General features: G+C 60.7%; 6 protein-coding genes. 4 read left to right on the top strand and 2 right to left on the bottom strand.

The window, feature by feature from the left end; translation table 11 throughout:
- The 3 genes from D2T30_RS22720 to D2T30_RS22710 form a co-directional block, all read left to right on the top strand.
- Window positions 1-127: DUF736 family protein (locus D2T30_RS22720; RefSeq protein WP_128207907.1), on the top strand; the 127-nt coding region annotated here is incomplete at its 5' end.
- 160 nt (window positions 128-287) lie between these two features.
- Window positions 288-533 carry an AbrB/MazE/SpoVT family DNA-binding domain-containing protein gene (locus tag D2T30_RS22715; protein WP_128210635.1) on the top strand — a complete coding sequence of 82 codons (246 nt, stop codon included), beginning with the start codon at window positions 288-290 and terminating at the stop codon, window positions 531-533.
- Window positions 534-536: 3 nt separating this feature from the next.
- The gene (locus D2T30_RS22710) at window positions 537-941 is read left to right on the top strand and encodes a type II toxin-antitoxin system VapC family toxin (protein WP_128210634.1); all 405 of its coding nucleotides are present in this window, start codon (window positions 537-539) and stop codon (window positions 939-941) included.
- A 144-nt stretch (window positions 942-1,085) separates the two neighbouring features.
- Here D2T30_RS22710 and D2T30_RS22705 read toward each other — a convergent pair whose 3' ends face one another.
- Window positions 1,086-1,604 carry a DUF2867 domain-containing protein gene (locus D2T30_RS22705; RefSeq protein WP_128210633.1) on the bottom strand — a complete coding sequence of 173 codons (519 nt, stop codon included), beginning with the start codon at window positions 1,602-1,604 and terminating at the stop codon, window positions 1,086-1,088.
- 159 nt (window positions 1,605-1,763) lie between these two features.
- Window positions 1,764-2,243, bottom strand: a complete 480-nt coding sequence (locus D2T30_RS22700) for an Lrp/AsnC family transcriptional regulator (protein WP_128210636.1) — start codon at window positions 2,241-2,243, stop codon at window positions 1,764-1,766.
- A 97-nt stretch (window positions 2,244-2,340) separates the two neighbouring features.
- On the opposite strand from D2T30_RS22700, the gene D2T30_RS22695 reads away from it, so the two are divergent.
- Window positions 2,341-3,246, top strand: coding sequence for a DMT family transporter (locus D2T30_RS22695; protein ID WP_128210632.1), 906 nt, complete (start codon window positions 2,341-2,343; stop codon window positions 3,244-3,246).
- Window positions 3,247-3,380 lie beyond the last annotated feature (134 nt).

Here is a 3,380-nt window from a genome sequence, read left to right as displayed (position 1 = left end):
CTATCTGGGCCTGAAGCTGGACGATCCGAGCTTCAACGCCCCGATCTACGCCAGCCTCTTCGATGACGAGGACGGCGATACCCACTCGCTGATCTGGTCCCGCCCGCAGCGCCGCGACGCAAACTGAACCACCAGATCACAGCCCCGCCCGGGAAAACCCGGGCGGGGCCCTCTCCATGCCGATGTTGTCATTATACGGAAGGGCAGGCCCTGGCATCCTTCCGACCGGGCTTCCCTTGCTCTGGCTGAATTTTGGTATTACCTGTGTGGTAATACAGGAGCAGCTCATGCGTATCACCAGCAAAGGCCAGGTTACGATCCCACAGGCGATCCGCGAGCAGGCGGGGTTTCTGCCCGGCACCGAAATCGAGTTCACCATCGGCGACGATGGGGTGGTGCGCGTCCTGCGCCGCCGCGACCAACCCGACAATCCTGCGCTGGCCGCGGCCATCGCGCAACTGCGTGGCAGAGCCGATACCGGCATGACGACCGAAAACATCATGGCCCTGACCCGTGGTGCGGATGAGAACTGACGGATGTCGCGTGTTCTGGTCGATGCCAATATCCTGATCGACATCGCGACCGACGACCCAAACTGGGGCACATGGTCTGCCGAGGCGCTGGCGCGCGCTGGCCGGGGCCAACAACTGGTGATCAACCCCCTGATCTATGCCGAAGTATCAGCTGCCTTCGCTCGCATCGAAGACCTCGATCAGCTTCTGCCTCCGAGCGTGTTTCAGCGCGAAGATCTGCCCTGGGAGGCAGGCTTTCTGGCCGGAAAGGCCTATCTCGGCTACAGACGTCGGGGCGGCGCGCGTACCTCGCCTCTCCCGGATTTCTATATCGGTGCCCATGCTGCTGTTCGCGATTACACGCTGCTGACACGGGATATCGCCCGTTACGCCACCTATTTCCCGACTGTGCAACTGATCACGCCCTGAAGCAGGTAGCCCACCTGGCACCGTGAGGTTCATGTTTGATACTAAGCCAGGCTGACGACGTACGTGCATCCCGCTGACGAGACAACGGCGACGATGAAGACGAAGCTGCCGGTTACTTGCAAAAAGCGCAGTACCGTTTTCTGCTCAAGCGCGGGGTATTCGCTTGTTGCTCCGATTTGATGCCATATCGTCCAGCCCACGTTTAAGGCGTCTGAGGTCGCGGCTGACAATCAGCTTATGTGCCAGTCCGACCGGCAGCATATACATGCGCCCGAAGGTGTTATGCGTGACGACGGATGCTGTAACCGTAAGCAATTGATCCGCTATCGAAAGGCAGATCATCACATCAAGATGCCGATCTCGTTCGGTCAGGACCAACATGTCCGGGGCGCTATGTTCCACAAGGAAAAAATCCAGCCGGTCACCCGCTTGCACGGACTCACGACGCCTGCCGGAAAACCCACCGATCCGCTTCACACCGAACAGCGAAGAAATCGCATCCCTCATCTTGAAAGCCAGGCGCATGAGCGGTCCCGGCTCGCCCGTCATGAGGTTCCAGGCTCCGATAGGGGTAATGGATTCAGGAAGCGAGACCGACCTGCTGTCATGATAATCGAGTTCAGGTAGCGGACGCAGGGTCAAAGCAGGTGATATAGGTGCCATGCATTGTCTTCCCGGAACAAACGAGCATGGCCGCAGCATAGATTGTCATGACGATGGCCGCTATGGACTCGGCGCGTCGATCTGGCCGCTTGCGTCCTGCCTGAGGCGCTGGACCGGTTGTGCTTGGTACCTCTGCGGACGAAACGGCCGGTCGCCTTTCTACAACGGTGGCAGACGGCGTTTGACGGAGGTTCCCTTGATCACCGCCGTGCTGGTGACGGCATGATGGGAAAGCGCCTCCAGCACCTCGTCCATCTCTTCGATGCTGCGCACCACCATGCGTGCGAGAAACGGATCGTCGCCGGTGATCTTGTCGCATTCAATGAACTCGGGACGCTCAGTAATCAGCTTCTCGACAAGGTGAAGCTTGCCCGGTAGCGGGCGGATGCGGACCATCGCCCTGATCTGGTAGCCGAGGGCGCGCGTGTCGATCTCGACGGTAAAAGCCCTGAGAATGCCCCGGTCTTCCAACCGTCTCAGCCGCTCGGCGACGCTTGGGGCCGACATCCCGACCAGCCGAGCCAGTTCGGCCAAGGGTTGGCGGGCGTCCTGACACAGAGCCTCAAGTAGACGCGCATCCGTGGCATCCAGAAGGGATGTTTCGGATCGAAGGTAATGAGTTGCGCTTTCCTTAGACATCATTGCATTCATGCATGAATTGCCTTCGATCCGCCATGCCAAATCTTTCCGATCCGAGGCAGATTGCGCGGGCACCTTCTATGATAAAGGACATCGAATGCTGGTCGGGATTCTGGCTGGCCTCGCAACCTGCGCGTTGTGGGGCTTGAGTTTTGTTGCGCCGCGCGCGGTCGAGCCATTCACCGCGCTTGATCTGACCATCGCCCGATATGGGATCTTCGGTCTGGTGTCGGCTCTCCTGATGATCCTGCCCCGATTTCGGCCGAAAGGGTTGTCCTGTGGGCAGTGGCTGCGCGGCATGCTGCTTGGCGGCGCAGGTTACATCGGATATTTCATCGCCGTTGCCCACGCCGTCAGGCTCGCTGGCCCGGCGATTCCGCCGCTGGTGATCGGGCTGATGCCGGTGGTTCTGGCGCTGATCGCCAACGCGCGGGACGCTGCGCTGAACTGGGCGAGGCTTCTGCCGCCGCTGATGCTGATCGGTGCCGGAGTGCTGATCGTCAACGCCAGCACGCTGAGGGCAGCAGACGCACCGCCGGAGGTCTTGCCGGGAATCTTGGCTGCGCTTCTCGCGCTGGCGATCTGGATCGTTTACGGGCTAGTCAACTCTGCCGTCATGACGGCACCGGATGCACCGGACGGTCTGCAATGGACAGTGGTTCAGGGACTCGGGGCTGGGGTCGGCAGTCTCTGCCTTCTGCCGCTCACCTCTCCGACCATTCCGCCTGAGGGGCATCTGACCGGCTTTATCCTGTGGGCGCTGGTGATGGGGCTCGCCGGATCGTGGCTGGCGACATGGTTCTGGGTGATAGCTTCGCACCGACTTCCGCTGGCCCTTGCCGCCCAATTGATCGTCGCCGAGACCGTGTTCGGCCTGACCTTCGGCTTCGCTTTCGAGGGTCGCGCGCCGTCGGTGGCCGAGGCCTTTGGGGCGTCGATACAGATTGTGGGCGTCTGTCTGGCGATCTGGGCGTTCCAGCATCGGAACCGGCAACGCGAATGACGGCTAAGGGCTTAGGCTGTGTGGAAACTCATCGCAGATGCCCTTTCACACTGTTTGGAGGATGTGGATGATCAGCTGCGGGGCGGATTTCTGCAGGACGCGGTTTGACCCCCTCTTTCAGGCCCTCACTGCCT

It is taken from the genome of Paenirhodobacter populi, from assembly GCF_004022215.1.
Lineage (GTDB): Bacteria > Pseudomonadota > Alphaproteobacteria > Rhodobacterales > Rhodobacteraceae > Rhodobacter > Rhodobacter populi.
This window is presented reverse-complemented; position numbering and strand designations above follow the sequence as displayed.

Bases quoted from the DNA above. Each gene is read 5' to 3' on its own strand.
- D2T30_RS22695 (WP_128210632.1), top strand. From the start codon at position 2,341: ATGCTGGTCGGGATTCTGGCTGGCCTCGCAACCTGCGCGTTGTGGGGC.
- D2T30_RS22700 (WP_128210636.1), bottom strand. From the start codon at position 2,243: ATGTCTAAGGAAAGCGCAACTCATTACCTTCGATCCGAAACATCCCTT.
- D2T30_RS22710 (WP_128210634.1), top strand. From the start codon at position 537: ATGTCGCGTGTTCTGGTCGATGCCAATATCCTGATCGACATCGCGACC.
- D2T30_RS22705 (WP_128210633.1), bottom strand. From the start codon at position 1,604: ATGGCACCTATATCACCTGCTTTGACCCTGCGTCCGCTACCTGAACTC.
- D2T30_RS22715 (WP_128210635.1), top strand. From the start codon at position 288: ATGCGTATCACCAGCAAAGGCCAGGTTACGATCCCACAGGCGATCCGC.